This is a genomic window from Streptomyces sp. CG 926 (genome assembly GCF_003148825.1).
In the GTDB taxonomy this organism is placed as follows: Bacteria; Actinomycetota; Actinomycetes; order Streptomycetales; family Streptomycetaceae; genus Streptomyces.
Genome location: NZ_QGGZ01000013.1, coordinates 231,164 through 249,155, shown reverse-complemented (window position 1 = coordinate 249,155; position 17,992 = coordinate 231,164). Strand labels below are relative to the sequence as shown.

The 17,992-nt window shown below is 71.3% G+C and carries 13 protein-coding genes and 1 riboswitch; of the genes, 12 read left to right on the top strand and 1 reads right to left on the bottom strand.

Annotation, left to right across the window (positions count from 1 at the left end; all coding sequences use genetic code 11):
• Positions 1-168 precede the first annotated feature (168 nt).
• The 4 genes from aceA to BCL76_RS31310 all read left to right on the top strand — a co-directional run bounded on the left by aceA (position 169) and on the right by BCL76_RS31310 (position 4,974).
• On the top strand, positions 169-1,452 hold the full coding sequence (gene aceA / locus BCL76_RS31325) for an isocitrate lyase (protein WP_109782752.1): 1,284 nt from the start codon (positions 169-171) through the stop codon (positions 1,450-1,452).
• A 113-nt stretch (positions 1,453-1,565) separates the two neighbouring features.
• A complete protein-coding gene (aceB, locus tag BCL76_RS31320) occupies positions 1,566-3,161 on the top strand; it encodes a malate synthase A (protein ID WP_109782724.1) in 1,596 nt (531 codons plus the stop codon).
• Complete coding sequence (locus tag BCL76_RS31315) at positions 3,158-4,054, top strand: 3-hydroxybutyryl-CoA dehydrogenase (RefSeq protein ID WP_109782723.1); 897 nt, start codon at positions 3,158-3,160, stop codon at positions 4,052-4,054. The genes aceB and BCL76_RS31315 overlap by 4 nt, the downstream gene beginning before the upstream one ends.
• 431 nt (positions 4,055-4,485) lie before the next feature.
• On the top strand, positions 4,486-4,974 hold the full coding sequence (locus BCL76_RS31310; protein WP_109782722.1) for a DUF4430 domain-containing protein: 489 nt from the start codon (positions 4,486-4,488) through the stop codon (positions 4,972-4,974).
• Positions 4,975-5,160: 186 nt separating this feature from the next.
• Here the strand turns inward: BCL76_RS31310 and BCL76_RS31305 are convergent, their stop codons facing one another.
• Positions 5,161-6,573 carry a hypothetical protein gene (locus tag BCL76_RS31305; RefSeq protein ID WP_109782721.1) on the bottom strand — a complete coding sequence of 471 codons (1,413 nt, stop codon included), beginning with the start codon at positions 6,571-6,573 and terminating at the stop codon, positions 5,161-5,163.
• Positions 6,574-6,671: 98 nt separating this feature from the next.
• Positions 6,672-6,810: riboswitch (cobalamin riboswitch) on the bottom strand.
• Positions 6,811-7,164: 354 nt separating this feature from the next.
• Here BCL76_RS31305 and BCL76_RS31300 point away from each other — a divergent pair.
• The 8 genes from BCL76_RS31300 (at position 7,165) to BCL76_RS31265 (ending at position 17,762) form a co-directional block, all read left to right on the top strand.
• The gene (locus tag BCL76_RS31300) at positions 7,165-9,915 is read left to right on the top strand and encodes a prenyltransferase/squalene oxidase repeat-containing protein (protein WP_258309994.1); all 2,751 of its coding nucleotides are present in this window, start codon (positions 7,165-7,167) and stop codon (positions 9,913-9,915) included.
• A complete protein-coding gene (locus BCL76_RS31295) occupies positions 9,912-10,841 on the top strand; it encodes a hypothetical protein (protein WP_109782719.1) in 930 nt (309 codons plus the stop codon). Before BCL76_RS31300 ends, BCL76_RS31295 begins: the two co-directional genes overlap by 4 nt.
• A 4-nt stretch (positions 10,842-10,845) precedes the next feature.
• A complete protein-coding gene (locus BCL76_RS31290) occupies positions 10,846-12,030 on the top strand; it encodes an energy-coupling factor transporter transmembrane component T (RefSeq protein ID WP_109782718.1) in 1,185 nt (394 codons plus the stop codon).
• On the top strand, positions 12,027-13,718 hold the full coding sequence (locus BCL76_RS31285; protein WP_109782717.1) for an ABC transporter ATP-binding protein: 1,692 nt from the start codon (positions 12,027-12,029) through the stop codon (positions 13,716-13,718). Before BCL76_RS31290 ends, BCL76_RS31285 begins: the two co-directional genes overlap by 4 nt.
• 53 nt (positions 13,719-13,771) lie before the next feature.
• Positions 13,772-14,578, top strand: a complete 807-nt coding sequence (locus BCL76_RS31280; protein WP_258310000.1) for an ECF transporter S component — start codon at positions 13,772-13,774, stop codon at positions 14,576-14,578.
• A 231-nt stretch (positions 14,579-14,809) separates the two neighbouring features.
• Positions 14,810-15,799, top strand: coding sequence for an ABC transporter substrate-binding protein (locus tag BCL76_RS31275; RefSeq protein ID WP_109782716.1), 990 nt, complete (start codon positions 14,810-14,812; stop codon positions 15,797-15,799).
• 77 nt (positions 15,800-15,876) lie between these two features.
• Complete coding sequence (locus tag BCL76_RS31270; protein WP_181382805.1) at positions 15,877-16,893, top strand: FecCD family ABC transporter permease; 1,017 nt, start codon at positions 15,877-15,879, stop codon at positions 16,891-16,893.
• The gene (locus BCL76_RS31265) at positions 16,863-17,762 is read left to right on the top strand and encodes an ABC transporter ATP-binding protein (RefSeq protein ID WP_375137987.1); all 900 of its coding nucleotides are present in this window, start codon (positions 16,863-16,865) and stop codon (positions 17,760-17,762) included. The genes BCL76_RS31270 and BCL76_RS31265 overlap by 31 nt, the downstream gene beginning before the upstream one ends.
• Positions 17,763-17,992: the final 230 nt, after the last annotated feature.

Here is a 17,992-nt window from a genome sequence, read left to right as displayed (position 1 = left end):
GGCAGGACCAACCGGGCCCGATCCATGCCCTGATGTCGGTGATCCGGCAGGTTCTGGCGAGTGGTTCGGCAACATTGCTCAGCTCGTTCCACACCGGTGCGGCGGGCCGCGATCCCAGTGGATGGCACCTCGTGCCATCCCTTCGCACTCATGGAGACGGTGACGGTCATGGCAGACACGACGAAGACGGCGGCAGCGGCCCTCACCCAGCGCTGGTCGACGGATCCCCGGTGGGCGGGCATCGAACGCACCTACACGGCCGAGGACGTGGTGCGGCTCTCGGGCAGCGTCCGCGAGGAGCACACCCTGGCCCGGCGCGGCGCCGAGCGGCTGTGGCGACAGCTCCACGAGCAGGACTACATCCACGCCCTCGGCGCCCTCACCGGCGGCCAGGCGGTCCAGCAGGTGCGGGCCGGACTCCAGGCGATCTACCTCTCCGGCTGGCAGGTGGCCGCCGACGCGAACCAGGCCGGACACACCTACCCCGACCAGAGCCTCTACCCGGTCAACTCGGTCCCGCAGGTGGTCCGTCGGATCAACAACGCGCTGCTGCGCGCCGACCAGATCGCCACCGCCGAGGGCGGCACGGACACGACGGACTGGCTCGCGCCGATCGTCGCGGACGCCGAGGCCGGCTTCGGCGGCCCGCTGAACGCCTTCGAGCTCACCAAGGCGATGATCGCGGCAGGCGCCGCCGGCATCCACTACGAGGACCAGCTGGCCTCCGAGAAGAAGTGCGGCCACCTCGGCGGCAAGGTCCTCGTCCCGACCGCGCAGCACGTCCGCACCCTGAACGCGGCCCGCCTGGCGGCCGACATCGCCGACACCCCGACCCTGATCATCGCCCGTACGGACGCCCTGGCCGCGACCCTGCTGACCAGTGACGTCGACGAGCGCGACGCGCAGTTCTGCACGGGTGAGCGCACCGCCGAGGGCTTCTACCACGTCCGGAACGGCATGGCCCCGGTCATCGCCCGCGGCCTCGCGTACGCCCCGTACGCCGACCTGATCTGGGTGGAGACGGGCACCCCGGACCTGGCCCAGGCCCGGGAGTTCGCCGAGGCGATCCACGCGCAGTACCCCGACCAGATGCTGGCCTACAACTGCTCGCCGTCCTTCAACTGGAAGGCGGCCCTGGACGACGACCAGATCGCCAAGTTCCAGCGCGAGTTGGGTGCGATGGGCTACCGCTTCCAGTTCATCACCCTGGCCGGCTTCCACTCCCTCAACCACGGCATGTTCGACCTCGCCCGCGGCTACGCCGAGCACGGCATGACCGCCTACGTCGACCTCCAGGAGCGCGAGTTCGCCGCCCAGGCGCAGGGGTTCACCGCCGTCAAGCACCAGCGCGAGGTCGGCACGGGCTACTTCGACCTCGTCTCCACCGCGGTCAACCCGGCCTCCTCCACCACCGCGCTCTCCGGCTCCACCGAGGAAGAGCAGTTCCACTAGGAATCGCCTTCCCGCCCCATCCGGCCACGCCCAGCCGCCGACCGTCGTCGTCCGAAGGCGCCCGAGGTTCCTCCCTCGGGCGCCGGCCGCCCACCCTCGAGGAGCAGAACCGCATGTCATCCACGTCCCTGACCGCCGGTGTCCGAGTCCTCGGCACACCGGGTGAACGCCACGGCGAGATCCTCACCCCGGCTGCGCTCGCCTTCATCGCCCGCCTCGACGCGGCCTTCGCAGGGCGTCGTGCGGAGATCCTCAAGGAGCGCCGCCGCCGTTCCGGCAACCTGGCCTCGGGGACACCGCTGGACTTCTCCCGGGCCACCTCCGCGGTCCGCGCCGACCCGGACTGGCGGGTCGCGCCGCCCGCGCCCGGACTGACCGACCGCCGGGTGGAGATCACCGGCCCGCCGGACCGCCGGATGGCCGTCAACGCCCTCAACTCCGGTGCCAAGGTCTGGATGGCCGACTTCGAGGACGCCACCGCCCCCACCTGGAGCAACGTCATCGGCGGCCAGCTGACCCTGCTCGACGCCATCGACCGGCGCATCGACTTCACCACGGCCGAGGGCAAGGAGTACCGCCTCGGTACGGACCTCGCCACGATCATGGTCCGCCCGCGCGGCTGGCACCTCCTCGAAGAACACCTGGAGATCGACGGCCGACCCGTCGCCGCCTCCTTGGTCGACTTCGGCCTCTACTTCTTCCACTGCGCGCAGCGGCAGATCGATGCCGGCCACGGCCCGTACTTCTACCTCCCCAAGCTGGAGAACCGGTACGAGGCCCGCCTGTGGAACGACATCTTCGTACTGGCCCAGGAGCTCCTGGGGATCCCCCGGGGCACGGTCCGCGCCACCGTCCTCATCGAGACGATCACCGCCGCGTTCGAGATGGAGGAGATCCTCTACGAACTGCGCGAGCACAGCGCCGGGTTGAACGCGGGCCGCTGGGACTACCTGTTCAGCCTGATCAAGACCTTCGGCCACCGCACCGACTTCCAGCTCCCGGACCGGGCTGCCGTCACCATGACCGCCCCGTTCATGCGTGCCTACACCGAACTCCTCGTACGTACCTGTCACCAGCGCGGCGCCCACGCCATCGGCGGGATGGCCGCTCATGTCCCCAGCAAGGACCCGGCCGCGAAGGAAGCGGCACTGGCGAAGGTCCGTCTCGACAAGGAGCGGGAGGCCGAGGACGGATTCGACGGATCCTGGGTCGCCCACCCCGGGCTCGTGCCCGTCTGCCGCAAGGTCTTCGACGGCGTTCTCGGGGACCGGCCCCACCAGTTGGAGCGCACGCGCCAGGACGTCGAGATCACGGCCGCCGACCTGCTCTCGGTACGCCGGATCGCCGCACCGCCCACCCACGAGGGGGTTCGCTCGAACGTCGCTGTGGCCCTGCGCTACTTCGACGCCTGGCTGCGCGGCCACGGCGCCGTCGCCCTGTACGGGCTGATGGAGGACGCGGCGACCGCCGAGATCGCGCGTGTCCAGATCTGGCAGTGGCTCCGGCACGACCGGGTGGAACGCGCCGCCGTCCTCGACCTCCTCGACGCCGAATGCGCCGCCCTGGCGGAGGAGGATCCGCAGGCCCTGGTCCTCGAAGCACGCGAGGTCTTCGTGGACGGGGCTCTCTCGGGGCGGCTCCCGGCCTTCTTCACCCCGGATGCGTACTCCCGCCACCTCGTTCGTCGCACCGCGCCGGTGACAGCGTGAACGCCCCCGCTCAGTCGGACGGCACGCGCCGCATCCAGAGGGTCGGGATCGTCGGCGGAGGGCAGATGGGTGCCGGCATCGCCGAGGTCTGCGCCCGGGCCGGGCTCGACACCGTCGTCGCCGAGGCCGATGCGGCCGGCGCCCTGGCAGCCCGCGAGCGGATCGCCGCCTCCCTCGAACGCGCCGTCCAGCGCGGGAAACTCGACCGGATCTCCGCCGAAGACGCGCTGGCCCGGATCCTGTTCACGGGTGATCTGGAGGATCTCGCCGACCGCCGGCTCGTCATCGAGGCGGTCACCGAGAACGCCGACGCCAAGACCGAGATCTTCACCGCCCTGGACAAGATCGTGGAAGACCCGGAGGCGATCCTCGCCACCAACACCTCCGCCATCCCCGTCATGCGGCTCGGCATGGCCACGCGCCGCGCCGACCACGTGCTCGGCCTGCACTTCTTCAACCCCGTACCCGTCCTGCCGCTGGTCGAGATCGTGTCCTCCCTGCACACCGCGCCACGCGTGGCCGACAGCGTCGAGACCTTCGTCCGCGACACCCTCGGCAAGACCGCCGTCCGTTCCCAGGACCGTGCCGGCTTCGTCGTCAACGCCCTGCTGATCCCCTACTTGCTCTCGGCCGTCCGCATGGCCGAGTCCGGGTTCGCGACCGCGCAGGACGTGGACGCGGGCATGGAGCTGGGCTGCGCCCATCCCATGGGCCCGCTCAGGCTCGCCGACCTCATCGGCCTCGACACGGTCGCCGCGATCGCCGAATCGCTCTACGACGAGTTCAAGGAACCGCTCTACGCCCCGCCCCCGCTGCTCCAGCGGATGGTTCAGGCGGGGCTGCTCGGTCGCAAGACCGGCCGCGGGTTCCACACGTACGGCCGGGACCGATAAGTCCCGGTTCGCCGCACGGGTTCTGAGGGTGCCCGGCAGCTGAGGAAGGACGGGGCGTGACGAGTGGTGTCGTCACGCCCCGTCCCACTGCCCTTCTTCAAGGGTTTCCTTCCGGCACCCGCCCGCCACGCCGTACGATGCGTTCTGCTCCGGCCCGCACGGCCGGGGCTCACAACCGAATGCATGCACAACTGGGGGAAGCCGGTGGGATTCCGGCGCTGACCTGCAACCGTGAACGGGGCTGACCGCACCGTGAGTCGGAGTACCCGGGGTGCGATGCGTACTGCTTCTCACTGTCATGGCCTGCAGCGCGAAGCCCCCAGCCCGAGCCGGCACCCCCTACCCGCTTCCCCACGGAAGCGAGCAGGGGGTGGGCGCGCGGGTCGGAGGGATCGTCGGCGGACCCGTCATCCCTCTCAGGAAGGCACCCCGTGCGCCAGATCCTCGCCCGTCGCTCCGTGATAGCCACGGTCGCCCTCGGGCTCGCGCTCGCCACCGCTCCGGCCGTGGCCGAGGCGGCCCCCAAGCCGAACACGAACAAGGCCGTCAAGGTCGATCTCACGGTCCAGGGCCCCAGCGGACTGCTGTTCAAGGGCAAGATCAAGACCAAGGGGCACGACGTCACCACCGCCACCGGCGGCACCCACAAGTGCGACGGCACCAACGGTGGCGCCAACCCGTCCAAGGTCCCCACCCCGACCGCCGCCCTCGACGACGCCGCCCACAAGAAGGGCTTCACCTGGGACGGCACCTGGTACGCGTCCTTCGACGACTTCTCCGTCGACACCATCAAGAACGTGAGCGGCGGCGGCTCCGCCTACTGGAGCATCTCCGTCAACGGCACCCCGACCCCGGTCGGCGGCTGCCAGTTCGAGCTCAATGCCGGCGACCAGGTCGCCTTCACCTGGACGTCGTTCTAGTCCGCACCGGTACAAAGGGCGGGCGCGCGGCCGCAGCTGTCCACACTCCGACCCGGTTCTGCCAGCGGCTCTGCCGACGGCCGTCAGCAGAGCCGGGAGGCGCGCCCGCCTGCCTTCCGATGGCTCGGAACACAGCGGTGAGGGGTGCGGGCCCGTGGGCCCGCACCCCTCACCGCCCGCGGATGATCAGACACCCCACCGCAGGGCGATGGTGTCGCCCACGTTGATGACCTTGTTGCGGGCGGCCCCGGCGAAGGCCGAGCCGTCCACGCTGACCTTCCAGGTGTTGGAGCCGCTGTTGGCCTTGCCGTTGACCGCGGTGATCGTCCCGGTGCCGGAGGACGGCGTGACGCTCGTGACGCATCCGGACGGGGCCGCGGAGGTCGCCGCGGCGCCCAGGACGTCACCGAGGGTGGTGGTCGTCCCGGTCGGGGTGAAGGACACCGAGCAGACCTTGAGGTTGCCCGCGCCGTCGTCGACGGTCATTGCCAGCTTGGTGGCCGTCCCGGCGGTGAAGGTCGACTGGCCGACCCACTGCGGGGCGCCCGGGGTGACCGGGGCAGGCGGGGCGGTGGTGAAGCCGCCGCCCGCGACGGCCCGCAGGGCGTCGATGGAGGCGTAGGCGGTGGGGCTGGTGTCGGCGGGCTTGTACTTGAAGCCGCCGGCCGGGTTGTACTGGTTGGCGATCAGGAAGTCGATCGGGGTCTTGCCGCTGCCCGTGAGGAAGTCGCCGGTCTGCGGGTTGAATCCGCAGGCGTTGAGGCCCGCGACGCCCCAGCCGTTGGAGCTGGTGTTGACCCCGTAGAGGGAGTTGAACGCGCCGGTGCCGGAGACCAGCGTGCTCTTGAGGAAGTTCTTCGCCTGGACCACGTCGGTGTCGGTGTTCGGGACACCGAAGACGCAGAGCGCGGCCATGGCGGCGCCGGTCATGTCGACATCGCTCGCGGAGTTCAGGACGGTCGGGTTGCCCTCGCCCTTCTGGAACGTCCACCCGCCGTCGACGTGCTGGTTGGCGCGGATCCGGGTGACGAGGGAGTCGGTCAGCGCCTGCGGAATGCGGTTCGCGCCACCCTGCGTCTTGGCACCGCGCAGCGCCAGGGCGGCGAATACGGTGCCGTTGAAGTTTCCGGAGGGCCCGAAGTAGCCCGGCTCGGCCGTCTGCCAGTAGGAGTAGACGTGCGCGATGAGGTTGCGGGAGGCGGAGACGCGGGCCGGGTCGATGCCGGCGGCGTACGCGTTGAGGGTGCCGCGCTCGTAGTCGGTGACGACGGGGGACGCCTGCGGCCAGCCCGCTGTCGACAGCAGGTTGCGGTAGACGGTCCGGGCGTTCTTCGTGGTGTCCCCGCCGGGGTAGACGTCGACGACGGCCGTGCCGGCGGCCGCGAAGGTGGTGAACGCCCACTCGTTGGACAGCCCGGCCCCGGCGTACGAACCGTCGGCCGCCTGAAGGGACTTGAGGTACGTCACACCGTTGGTCTTGGACGTGGCGATCTGCGCGGGCGACGAGGTCGCGAAGGCCGGCAGCGCGGTGAGGACGAAGGCGCCGAGCGCGGCGGGAATCGCGAGCGTGAGGCGGCGGGAGGTACGGGGACGGGACATGGCCTGCTCCTGGAATGAGGGACGCCGACCTGACCGGGGCTCGTACGGGCGGGCAGCCCGGAGCGCGGTGGCGGCCGTCCGAACGCGTGGTACGGCTGGTGAACGTGACTCGCCAGATGGGCATTCGGGCTCGGAAACGGCCCCCTGCCGTCCCACACCGCTGCGCGTCAGCCCCGGATTCGCACCAGGTTCCCCCACGTGGCAGCCCAGGACGCTACCCGAGCGATCACAGGTCCGCCAGCCATCGGCGTGGCCGGTGGTCGTGCGGGACCGGAGCCGCTGCCGCGTGAGACGCAGACCACCTTGACGCTGTCTTTGGCCGCGTGGTCCACTCCGACTGATAAGCACTCAGCTCCAGGGGAAGCCGGTCGAAATCCGGCGCTGACCCGCAACCGTAGGCCCGGCACCGTCCGGGCGAGTCGGACTGCCTGGAGCCAGGTTTTTGCAGCGAGAAACGCCGTCGCGGACTACGGCGTGGTTCGAACGGCTTTCCCGTGGCGTCATGCCTTCGGCGAGCCCTTTGCCACGCACTGGTCCGCCCGGCCGACACAAGGGGCCGTGGTGGGGACCGCAGAGCAATCACAGCAACGCATGCGCGGCAAGGGACTGCTGTCGCTCATCTCGGCGGCGCTCCTGACCTTCGCCGCGAGCGTGGCCTTCGTGGGCGGGACGGCTCCCGCCTCGGCCGACCCGATCGAGCAGTGCACCGCCACCACGGGCGCCATCGTCGCCGTCGACTTCGGTCCGTTCGGCGGAAAGGTCGAGCGCGGCTGCGACACCACGCCCACCACCGGGTACGAGCTGCTGCACACCGGCGGCTTCACCATGGAGGGAACCGTCCACGACGGCGACGGGTTCATCTGCCGCATCGGCAAGGGCACCGGAACCCAGTACCCCACGCCGGACAAGGAGGAGTGCGTCCTCACGCCGCAGGCCACGGCCTACTGGTCGTACTGGATCGCCTCTCCCGGTCAGAAGAACTGGACCTACAGCCCGCTCGGCGCGATGGCGCGCACGCCGAAGGCCGGCGACGTCGACGCCTGGGTGTTCGGCGGCACGGATGTCGGAGGCACCTCCGGCAAGCCCACGTTCTCCCCCGACGAGGTGCGGGCCGGGGGCGGGACCACGCCCGATCCGACCGTTCCCACGGCTCCGCCCACCGTGCCCGCAGGGAAGGTCGACGCGCCCGCCGCGATCCACTGGATCACCGGAAAGCTGACGGACGGGGAACGCGTCGTCGACGACGGGGCGACCGCCCCGAACCACTTCCTCACCACCGAGGCGGTCTTCGCCCTGGTGTCCGCCGACCCGAAAAGCCCGGCGGCGAAGAAGGCGGCCGACTTCCTGGCCACTCCCGCTCAGACCGACGCGTACGCCTACCCGGCCGGCAAGGACGGCATCCCGGACGCCACCGCAGCCGCGCGCCTCGCACTGGTCGCCGAAGCCACCGGCAAGGACCCCCGCGCCTTCGGCGGGCACGACCTGCTCGGCGACCTCGTGAAGTACGTCTGCCCCCGGGATTCCGGCGACGGCGACCCGATCGACGGATGCCTCACCAAGGGCGACTTCCGCACCACCGGCCAGTCCGACGCCCAGGCCATGGCCGTCATCGCCCTGCTGAACGGCGGCGTCACCCCGCCCGCCGACGCCGTGAACCGGCTGACCGGCCTCCAGTGCGAGGACGGCGGCTTCACCGGCATCCTCATCCGCTCCGGCGGCTGGTGCGACAGCGACGCCAACTCCACCGGCCTGATCACCCTGGCCCTGGGGCGCGCCGGCGGCCACGACGCCGCCGTGCAGAAGGCCCGCGGCTACCTCAAGAAGTCCCAGCTGGCGACCGGTGCCTGGCCCTCCGCCTCCTACCTGACCACCGGCAGCCCCGCCTCCACCGGCTGGGCCGCCCAGGCCCTGCGCGCCCTCGGCGACGACGCCTTCGCCGACGCCGGCCTCTCCTGGCTCTCCCGCCACCAGTTCCCCGCGGGCGGCTTCGGCTTCGAGGAGGAGGACACCGAATCGCGCCTCTTCGCCACCGTCCCGGTCGCCGTCGCTGCCGCCAAGAGCGACCTCGTCGCCCTGACCACCAAGAAGAGCGACCCGCCGACCACGCCCCCGGCCGGTGACGGCCCCGATCTGAAGAAGGCGGTGGCCTACCTCACCGCCCCCAAGCAGCTGATCCAAGGCCGTTACTACGAGAGCAGCCCCGGCTTCGCCGACTACGGGATGACCATCGACGGCGCCTACGCGCTGGCCGCGACCGGAGGCGACGACGCCACCCTGCGCAACATCGTCGACTTCCTCGACAAGGGCGGCAAGGACAGCAAGGGCCGCACCATCGACGACTACACCCTCATCGGTACCAAGTACGCCGGCGGCGGCTCCATCGGCAAGACGGCCCTGCTCGCCGAGGCGGTCGGCCGTGACCCGCGTGCCTTCGGCGGCCACGACCTGATCGCGGCCCTCGCCAAGGGCACCTGCACCGCGAAGACGGACACCCCCCGGCAGTGTGCGGCCAAGGGCAACTACACGTACGCCACCTCGGTCTTCTCCCAATCCCTGGGTGTCGTCGCCCAGCTCCGCGCCGGAGAGAAGACGGCAGCGGCCGAACCGATCGCGTACCTCAAGAGCCTCCAGGAGACTTCGGGCGCCTGGCCCAGCCTGATCGGCGAGAAGAGCGCCCCCGAGGTCGACTCCACCGCAATGGCGGCCATGGCCGTCGACCTGCTCCCCGACGCCGGCTCCCAGGCCTCCGTCAGCAAGGCGATCGCCTGGCTGGTGACGCAGCAGCTGGAGGACGGCGGTTTCCCCGGTGCCTCCGGGAACTCCGTCAACTCCGCCGCGCTCGCGATCCAGGGTATGTCCCTGGAGGGCACGAAGTACGCGGACAACATCGCCAAGGCCCGTAAGTTCCTGGCCACCCAGCAGAACGCCGACGGCGGGTTCAACGTCATCAAGGGCGGTCAGCCCGGTTCCGATGTCCGCGCCTCGACCCAGGCCGTCGGAGGCACCACCGGCATCTCCTTCGCCGTCCTCAAGCGCGACCTGACAGGCACCACCCCCCACCCCATCCCCACCCCCACCCCCACGGGCGGCACGAACGGCGGGTCCGCGGGCACTTCCTCCGGAGGCGGCGGCACCCCCGTCATCGTGACCCCGGGTGAGGACTCGGGCGGCACCGGCGCAGCCGGAAGCACCGGCGGGTCCGGGTCCGGCGGCGGCCCTCTCGCCTCCACGGGCGCCCAGGTCGGCACGCTCGCCGCCGCGGCCCTGGTCCTGGTCCTCGGCGGCTGGGGCATCACCCGCGCCGCCAAGCGCCGCCGACCGGCCCCGGGGAGCGAGGCATGAGGCGCAGCCGATTCGTCCGAGTACTGGCCCGAACGGCCGCCGCGCCGGCAATGACGGTGGCAGCCTTCGCCGCCACCGCGGCCCCGGCCGGCGCCGCACCCCAGGCGATGGGCCAGTGCACCACGTCGTCCGGCGTGGTGCTCGCCGTGGACTTCAGTCATTGGGGCGGGCCGGTCTACCGCTCGTGCGGTACGACGCCCACCACCGGGTACGAACTGCTCAACCAGGGCGGCTGGGCCACGACCGGCACCGGGCACGACGGGCCCGCCTTCATCTGCCGGATCGGCTACAGCGGCCACCAGGGAGGGAAGCAGTACCCGACGGCGCAGCAGGACGACTGCGTCCTGACCCCGCCCGCCTCCGCCTACTGGTCGTACTGGCACGCCGACCCCGGCCAGAACACCTGGCAGTACAGCCAGCTCGGCGCCATGCTCTACAAGCCCAAGCCGGGCAGCGTCGACCTGTGGATCTTCGGCGGAACCGACATCGAGGGCACCGAGGGCAAGCCCACGCTCACCCCCGACCAGCTCCGCGCCAAGAACACGAAGCCGGCCGGCGGCCCGGCACCCAAGGACACTCGCACCGCCGAACCGCTCCCGCCGAACGTCAACACCGGTCCCAGGCCCGCGAACCCGCCCGCGGCAGCACCGGCAACGACCCCACCTCCGAGCCCTACCGTTTCGGAGAGCCCGTCCCCCTCGGGGGGCCCGACCGAAACCGCCGCGACCCCGTCGGCGTCACCGTCCACCGGCGCACCCGCCATGGCCGGCCCATCCCCCGGCCCGCAGGTGGTCGAAGCAGCGCCCGCCGCCGACGCGAAGCACGACGTCGGCTCGTACCTGCCCGCCGTCGCGACCGGGGCGCTGGTGTTGGTGATCGGCGCCGCCGCCGTCTTCGCGGCCAAGCGCCGCCGGCGTACGGAGTAACCGCGTGCCACGCACCACCACGGCCGCGGCGAAGCCGCCTGTGTCCGGCCTCGCGCCGGACGCGGGCGGCCGCCGTCTGCCCCGCACCCTGCACCCGGTCGCCTGGTGGATCTGGGCCCTCGCCCTCGCCACCGCCGTCAGCCGCACCAACAACCCACTGCTGCTCTTCCTCGTCCTGGCGGTCCTCGGCTACGTCATCACCATGCGCCGGACCGAGGCACCATGGGCCCGCGGCTTCAAGTACTACCTGTACCTCGCCCTCACCGTCGTCGCGATCCGCGTGACCTTCCGCGCGATCTTCGCCACCGGCATCACCCCGCGCGACCACTTCCTCTTCTCCCTCCCCCACATCCCCACCCCCGACTGGTACGCGGGCATCCAACTCGGCGGCCCCGTCTCCCTGGAGGCCCTCCTTTCCGCCGCCACCGACGGACTGAGGCTGGCCTGCATGCTGTGCTGCATCGGCGCCGCCAACACCCTCGCCAACCCCAAACGCGCCCTGCGCGTCCTGCCCGGCGCCCTGTACGAGCTCGGCGTCGCCGTCACCGTCTCCATCAGCGTCGCCCCACAGCTCGTCCAGAGCGTGCAGCGCGTCCACCGCGCCAAGCGCCTGCGGGCAGGCCGCTCGAAGGGGCTTCGGGCCCTGCGCGGCATCATCGTCCCCGTCCTCGAAGACGCCCTCGAACGATCCCTGCGCCTCGCCGCCGCCATGGACTCCCGCGGCTACGGCCGCGCCGGCACCGCAACCCGCCGCTCCCGCCACGCCACCGGAGCCCTCATGCTGCTCGGCATGTGCGGCCTGTGCGCCGGCGCGTACGGGCTCCTCGACGCCACCGCCCCCACACTGCTCGGTCTGCCCGCCATGGGTGCGGGCGCCCTCCTCTGCTTCGCGGGGCTGCGCCTGGGCGGCCGTCGCATCACCCGCACCACCTACCGGCCCGACCCGTGGCGGGCCGCCGAATGGGCCGTGGCCGGCTGCGGAGTGCTGTCCGCCGTGCTCCTCTTCGCCAACGTCGGCTTCAACGCGGCCGAGCTGAACCCCTCCATCTATCCGCTCAGCTGGCCGACCCTGCCTCTGGTCCCGGCAGCCGCGATCCTTCTGGCCGGCACTGCGGGCTTCCTGGCTCCTCCCCCGGCACCAATCGCCCGGCCGACCGTCCCCGCACAGCGCACCGAGGAACCCAAGTGATCCACTTCGACCAGGTCACCGTCCAGTACGAGGACACGGCAGAACCGGTCCTGCGGGACGTGGACCTCACGGTCGAGGAGGGCGAACTCTGCCTCGTCGTCGGCCACACCGGTGTCGGCAAGTCCACCCTCCTCGGCGCCGTGAACGGCCTCGTCCCGCACTTCACCGGCGGAACCCTCTCCGGCCGCGTCCTCGTCGACGGCCGCGACACCGCCGCACACCCTCCGCGCGAACTGGCCGACGTGGTGGGGGTCGTGGGGCAGGATCCGCTGGACGGGTTCGTCACGGACACCGTGGAGGAAGAGCTCGCCTACACGATGGAACAGCTGGCGATACCCCCGGCCACCATGCGCAAACGCGTCGAGGAGACCCTCGACCTGCTCGGCCTCGCCGACCTGCGCCACCGCGCCCTGCACGAACTCTCCGGTGGACAGCAGCAACGCGTCGCCATCGGCTCCGTACTCACCGCCCACCCCCGCATCCTCGTCCTCGACGAGCCCACCTCCGCGCTCGACCCCACCGCGGCCGAAGAGGTCCTGGCCGCGGTCACCCGCCTCGTCCACGACCTCGGCGTCACCGTCCTCCTCGCCGAACACCGCCTGGAGCGCGTGGTCCAGTACGCCGACCGCGTCATCCACCTCCCCGGCGACGGCCGCGTCGTCTCCGGTCCACCCGCGGAGATCTTCCGTAGGACGTCCATCGCCCCGCCCATCGTCGAACTCGGCCGCGCCGCCGGCTGGAACCCGCTCCCCCTCTCCATCCGCGACGCCCGCCGGGCCGCCGCCCCCGTGCGCACCCGGCTGACCGGCACCACTCCCGGACCGGCCCGCCCGCCACTCGCCGCGGACCGGCCCATCCTTCTCACCGCCCGCGGCGTGACCGTGAGCTACCAGGGCGTGCCGGCCGTACGCGAGGTGGACCTGACCCTGCACGGTGGCGAGGTCACCGCCCTCATGGGCCGCAACGGCTCGGGCAAGTCCTCCCTCCTCTGGGCCCTCCAGGGCTCGGGACCCCGTGCGGCAGGCACCGTACGCATACCGACGGACACGGCGGAGCTCGCCGACCCCCGCAAGCTGTCCGCCACCGAGGCCCGCAGGCTCGTGGGCCTGGTCCCGCAGACCCCCACCGACCTCCTCTACCTGGAGACGGTGAAGCAGGAACTCGACCAAGCCGACGCCGAATCGGCGGTGACCGCCACCGGCACCCCCGCCCGCGCCATTCTGGATCGCCTCGCACCCGGCATCCCCGACACCACGCACCCACGTGACCTGTCGGAGGGACAGAAGCTGGCCTTGGTCCTCGCCATCCAACTCGCCGCCGCCCCGCGGGTGATGCTCCTCGACGAACCCACCCGGGGGCTGGACTACCGGGCCAAGGAACAGCTCATCCGTATCGTCGACGACCTCGCCGCGGAGGGCCGGGCCGTCGTGATCTCCACGCACGACGTCGAGTTCGTGGCCCGTGCCGCCGACCGGGTCGTCGTCATGGCCGAGGGCGACATCGTGGCCGACGGGCCCACCACCGAGGTCATCGTCGCCTCCCCCGTCTTCGCCCCGCAGACCGCCAAGATCCTCTCCCCGCTCCCGTACCTCACCGTCGCCCAAGCGGTCGCAGCCCTCGGCGACGACACCGGAACGGACACAGGGACGGACACAGGGACGGACACAGGAAGGGACACCGCCTCGTGACCGCGCTCAGCCCCGCCATCCGGATCCGGCCGCGGGCCGCGGCCGTCATCGCCATGGCCGCTTTCCTTGGCATCGTCGCCTTCTTCTGGCCCTTCCTCGTCGCACCGGGGAAGTTCGGCTCCAACTACGCCCCGCCCCTCATCTTCGGCGTGCTCCTCGTGATCGTCCTCTCCGTGGTGATCTCCGAGATCGCCGAGGGCGGCATCAACTCCAAAGCCCTGGCCATGCTGGGTGTCCTCTCCGCCGTCAACGCCGCCATCCGCCCGCTGGGCGCGGGCACCGCCGGCATCGAGACCGTCTTCTTCATCCTCGTCCTGGCCGGCCGCGTCTTCGGCCCCGGTTTCGGGTTCACCCTGGGCTGCACGTCCCTCTTCGCCTCCGCCCTCATCACCGGCGGCGTGGGCCCGTGGATGCCGTACCAGATGTTCGGCTGCGCCTTCGTCGGCATGCTCGCCGGCTTCCTCCCCCGGGCCACCGGCCGCCGCGAGGTCGCCCTCCTGGCCACCTACGGATCCCTCTCCGGCTACCTCTTCGGCTTCCTTCTCAACCTCTCCTTCTGGCCCTTCTCCCTCGACCCCAACAGTTCCATCGCCTACCTCCCGGGCCTCCCCTTCACCGAGCAGTTCCAGCGCTACCTGGCCTTCGACCTGGCCACCTCCCTCGGCTGGGACACCGGCCGCGCCGTCACGAACTTCATCTGCATCTGCCTGGCCGGCCCGGCCGTCCTCACGGTCTTCCGCCGTGCGGCCCGCAAGGCTCGCTTCCAGGCCCCCATCCGCTTCGCCCCTCGTGGAACGACGGAGGAAGTACCGGACACATCACCCACAGGGCCCGGTGCCGCCGCTTCACGCACCACCTGAAGCCGTCGCGCGCATCGCCGCGCATGACCCGCTGCGCCCCCGCGAGCCCTGCCCACCCTACCCTGCTTATTGCCTTATAGATGCAGTTGCACATTATTTGCAACAATGCTCGAAGGAGACACAGAACCGGCCGGATTCCCAAAGGCCCGGCGGCGGTACCCCCGACACGGCCGAGTCCACCGACGAAGGCGTGTCAGAACATCGGATCCATCTGCGGTGAGAGGACCATCCATGCCCCGCAACCACCTGAAATCCCTGCTGTCCGCATGCGCCTTGGCCGTGCTGATATCCGGCTGCGGAGGCGGGAACACCCCCTCCGCAACCTCGTCGGCGGGTCCTTCCGCCAAGGGTTTTCCGGTCACGATCGACAACTGTGGCGTGAAGACCACCTACCGGCGTCCGCCGCAGCGCGCCGTCTCCCTGAACCAGCACGCGACCGAGGCCCTGCTCTCGCTCGGCGTGGAGAAGTCGATGGTCGGCACGGGCTACCTGGACGACAAGATCCTCCCCGAGTACCAGGCCGCATACGACAGCGTGAAGGTCATCTCCAAGGAATACCCCTCCTTCGAGGTGCTGTTGGAGGCCGAGCCCGACTTCGTCTACGGCGGATGGTCCTCCACCTTCGACGAGAAGGAAGGACGCAGCCGCGCCGCTTTCGCCAAGGCCGGGATCGACACCCACCTCAACACCGAGGAGTGCCCCACCGGCCCCGTGACCGTCGCCTCCATGGACGAGGAGATCCGTACTCTCGCCAAGATCTTCGGTGTACCGGAGCGGGGAGAGGAGCGGTTGGGGAAGCTGCACGCCACCCTCGACAAGGTCGAGACCCAACTCGCCGGGGTCACCCCCGTCAAGCTCTTCGTGTACGACAGCGGTGACAAGACGGCCTTCACCGCGGGCGGCAAGGGCATCGGGAACGAGATGATCCGCCGGGCCGGCGGTGCGAACCTCTTCGGCGACCTCGACAAGGCCTTCGGTGACGTCTCGTTCGAGCAGGTGGCCGAGCGCGCCCCGGAAGCGATCGTCATCTACGACTACGGCGACCGGTCCGTCGAGGACAAGAAGAAGTTCCTGCTCGCCCACCCGGCGCTGAAGGACGTACCCGCGATCAAGAACCAGCGGTTCGCGGTCCTGCCGCTGTCCTCGACGGTCCTCGGCGTCCGGATGCCTTCGGCCGTGGAATCGCTGGCGAAGCAGCTCCACCCGGACCGCGTCCGGTGACCGACGTCAAGACCCGTGCGATCGAGGCGGCCGGCGTCGACGGCAGCGGCCGGACCGCCCGCGCGGGGCGGCCCGGCATCCCGTACGGCGTGGTACTCGCCGTCCTCGCCGTCCTGGTGGCCTGCGCCGGCACGGCGGGCATCGCGGTGGGGTCGATCAGTGTGCCCGCCGATCAGGTGTGGGGCATCCTCCTGCATCGCGTACACCCGACCCTCGTCGATCCCACGTGGACGCCGGTGCGCGAGACGATCGTCGTCGATGTCCGCCTCCCGCGGGTCCTGCTGGCGGGCGTGGTCGGCGCGGGACTGTCGGTTGCCGGTATGGCACTGCAGGCCCTGGTCCGCAACCCGTTGGCCGACCCGATGCTGCTGGGGGTGTCCTCGGGCGCGTCGGTCGGCGCGGTGCTGGTCCTGGTACTGAATCTGACGGTGTTCGGGCTGTTCACCCTGCCGGTGGCCGCCTTCTGCGGCGCCCTGGCCGCCTTGCTCGCGGTGTACTTCCTGGCCCGCTCCGGTGGGCGGATGACGACGGTGCGCCTGGTCCTGGCGGGTGTGGCCATGGCCGAGGTGCTGTCGGCGCTGGCGAGCTTCCTGATCGTCACCTCGAACGACCCGCACAAGACGCAGTCGGCGCTGCGCTGGATGCTCGGCGGACTCGCGGGCACCACCTGGACCACGGTGTGGATCCCGGTGGGCGCCGTACTGACCGGCGCGGCCGTGCTGATCGGCGTCTGCCGTCCGCTCAACCTGCTGCTGGCCGGGGAGGAGGCCGCGGCAGCCCTCGGACTGGACGTCCACCGCTTCCGCGGCGCCCTGTTCACGCTGGTGGCCCTGATGATCGGCACGATCGTCGCGGTCAGCGGACAGATCGGTTTCGTCGGGCTGATCATGCCGCACGTGGTGCGGCTGCTCGTGGGCGCCGACCACCGCCGGGCGCTGCCCGCCGCAGCTCTGCTGGGAGCTGCTTTCCTGATCAGCGCCGATTTGGCGGCGCGCACGCTGATGAGCCCGGAGGAGATACCCGTCGGCATCCTCACCGCCCTGGTCGGCGGCCCGTTCTTCCTCTGGCTCATGCGACGGAAGGCGGCCCGGTGACGAACCGATCCCGGTCGGTCTCCGACTCCGCCTCCGCCTGCGAGCCCGGCGCGCTCGACGCCGAGAGCGTCAGCGTCGTCGTGAACGGCAGGCCGCTTGTGGACGGGGTGTCCCTGCACGTGGCGCCCGGGGAGGTCGTGGGCCTGGTCGGCCCCAACGGCGCCGGCAAGTCCACCCTGCTGCGCACCTTCTACCGGGCGCTGCGGCCCACCTCCGGCCGGATCCTGCTCGACGGTGAGGACGTCTGGCGGATGCCCGGCAAGCGGCTCGCGCAGCGCCTCGCGGCCGTACTGCAGGAGACGTCCGGAGACTTCGAACTGACGGTGTACGACGTGGTCGCCATGGGCCGCACCCCGCACAAGCGGGCCTTCGCCGGCGACGACGCGGACGACCGCGACATCATCACGCGGTCCCTGGCCGAACTGCACGTCTCCGACCTCGCGCATGCTCCGTTCGACCGGCTGTCGGGCGGCGAGAAGCAGCGGGTCCTGATCGCCCGCGCGCTCGCCCAGCGCACGGGGACCATGGTCCTGGACGAGCCGACCAACCATCTCGACCTGCGCCACCAGCTCGCCGCCCTACGGCTCGTGAGACGGCTCGGGGTCACCACGGTCGTGGCGCTCCATGACCTGAACCTGGCCGCGGCCTTCTGCGACCGGATCTGCGTCATGGCCGGCGGCCGCGTCATCGCCACCGGGAAGCCCGAGGAGGTCCTCACGGCACGGCTCCTGTCCGACGTGTACGGGGTCGAAGCCGAGATCGTCGAGCACCCGCGCACCGGCGTGCCCTTCATCAGCATCGTGCCCGGCCCCGAACGGCCGCTCGGCGAGGCCCTGAAGGGAGGGCAACCAGCCGTGCGCACGGACTGAGGGATCGAGCCGCACAGCTGGGTCAGCACGCGGCGGCCGTCGGGCCGGCGCGTGCTGCCCCGCCGGCATACGGATGCCGGGGGCGTGGCGTCCGGGCCCGACACCGCCCCGACCACCGGGTGTCGAGGCCCAAGACCGACGTGGACGGCGCCCCGGCCGGCGAGCCGGCCAAGCCCGCCGGGCGACGCCGGCCACCCCGCCCGGGTACACCTGCCGGACAGAGCCACCCC

Bases quoted from the DNA above. Each gene is read 5' to 3' on its own strand.
- BCL76_RS31275 (WP_109782716.1), top strand. From the start codon at position 14,810: ATGCCCCGCAACCACCTGAAATCCCTGCTGTCCGCATGCGCCTTGGCC.
- aceA (WP_109782752.1), top strand. From the start codon at position 169: ATGGCAGACACGACGAAGACGGCGGCAGCGGCCCTCACCCAGCGCTGG.
- BCL76_RS31300 (WP_258309994.1), top strand. From the start codon at position 7,165: ATGCGCGGCAAGGGACTGCTGTCGCTCATCTCGGCGGCGCTCCTGACC.
- BCL76_RS31295 (WP_109782719.1), top strand. From the start codon at position 9,912: ATGAGGCGCAGCCGATTCGTCCGAGTACTGGCCCGAACGGCCGCCGCG.
- BCL76_RS31280 (WP_258310000.1), top strand. From the start codon at position 13,772: ATGGCCGCTTTCCTTGGCATCGTCGCCTTCTTCTGGCCCTTCCTCGTC.
- aceB (WP_109782724.1), top strand. From the start codon at position 1,566: ATGTCATCCACGTCCCTGACCGCCGGTGTCCGAGTCCTCGGCACACCG.
- BCL76_RS31305 (WP_109782721.1), bottom strand. From the start codon at position 6,573: ATGTCCCGTCCCCGTACCTCCCGCCGCCTCACGCTCGCGATTCCCGCC.